Origin of the sequence: Pseudoalteromonas sp. MTN2-4, from assembly GCF_042848605.1 — a bacterium.
In the GTDB taxonomy this organism is placed as follows: Bacteria; Pseudomonadota; Gammaproteobacteria; order Enterobacterales; family Alteromonadaceae; genus Pseudoalteromonas.
This window is the reverse complement of the sequence record NZ_BTGK01000038.1, coordinates 1-1314: the sequence shown is the minus strand read 5'-3', so window position 1 is coordinate 1314 and position 1314 is coordinate 1. Positions and strand designations below refer to the sequence as shown.

General features: G+C 36.2%; 2 protein-coding genes. Both read right to left on the bottom strand.

Translation table 11 applies throughout. The annotated features are described in order from the left end of the window. Window positions 1–92: 92 nt before the first annotated feature. Window positions 93–461 (bottom strand): hypothetical protein, encoded by a 369-nt coding sequence (locus tag ACGHEH_RS21580; RefSeq protein WP_390449808.1) that lies wholly within the window; start codon window positions 459–461, stop codon window positions 93–95. Between the two features lie 105 nt (window positions 462–566). After that, complete coding sequence (locus ACGHEH_RS21575) at window positions 567–1205, bottom strand: hypothetical protein (RefSeq protein WP_390449805.1); 639 nt, start codon at window positions 1203–1205, stop codon at window positions 567–569. Window positions 1206–1314: the final 109 nt, after the last annotated feature.

Here is a 1314-nt window from a genome sequence, read left to right as displayed (position 1 = left end):
CCAATAAGCGGCGAATAATAGTTGGCTATAATTGTGAACGAAGTGAACGCAGCCAACTGTTATACGTCCGACTTGATTGACTTGTTAGGTTTTCACTGCCCGTAATATATAGGTAGAATTTTAGCTTTCATACTTTTAGCATAAATCCACCATTTAGCACCAACATCATCTATTAATTGGTAGAAGTTTAAATCGGTCTCAATATAGTTAGCATCAAGAACTTCTGCCTCTAGGCCATTAAGCAATTCGATTTTTACCGGTGCTAACATACGAAACGGCATACGCATCGAATCAACGCCACTGAACTCTAATTCAACTTCACCCTTATCTTTGGATCCAATATCTCCGTTAAACTTTATTACTACAGTTCCTGAAATATCAAACTTGTCCGCAGATATTTTCTCGATATCAGCTGGACCTTCTAACTTTAAAAGATATTCGTTGATTTGTGACAGATCCATCTTGAAAACCTAACGCCCACTTAAAAGGTGAAAAATTGATGGCGACTTTTCTGCGGGTCTTTGCAAAAAATGCGACATAATTTTGAATCCGAGTTGAAGTGCTTGTTATATTTTTCCTGTTAAAAACTTTAATATATGAGAAACAATGTTCAATGAATTTGAAGCTGTAGCAATATTATCCGGTGCATTTTTCTTTACTTCGCTATAGTAGTTGTGTTCATTTTTTATATGGTTGACTACTGTCGATGCTTCTCTTACTTGCTCTACGTTTTCGGCAGCATGATCATGGAAAGGTACTAAATAATTATTTCCAACGGTCTCTAGATACTCACTGATACAATTATTTGAAATAGCATATTTCACCCGCTGGATTTCCGAATTTATTCGGAAATGAGCAGATATATATTTATATTGAGAATGTTCCTCTTTTAATTCTCGATTGTACCAGTTATACCAGTCAACAGTGTTATCAAATGATACTATCTCATTGAAACCTAGAACGTTCATACGGTTTAACATAATAGAACCTAGCGAAGCTGCAATAGTTTGACATTCAACGGCTTTAATAAATATAGGGTGATTACCATACAGCAAAGGTGCTACACTCTGAGAAACTTTACTACCAATTTTTTCTGCTTCGAATCGAGCCATATAATGCTTCTCTCCCTGAGGGTACTCCTCTAGAAACATATCAAAATATTCTTTGAATAATTGTTCAAAATTTTCAATGGACTCTATTCGCATGCTGTACTCCGAGAGAAATATAACGCTTGCCGTAAACGGCACAAAATAGAAGGCTAAAATTAGCGACGAAGGAGCACAAGCCTGCTGTTTTGTGTCCTTTGTTTAACGG

What these genes read in the sequence shown, in the direction of transcription:
- ACGHEH_RS21580 (WP_390449808.1), bottom strand. Translation starts at nt 461, where the DNA reads ATGGATCTGTCACAAATCAACGAATATCTTTTAAAGTTAGAAGGTCCA.
- ACGHEH_RS21575 (WP_390449805.1), bottom strand. Translation starts at nt 1,205, where the DNA reads ATGCGAATAGAGTCCATTGAAAATTTTGAACAATTATTCAAAGAATAT.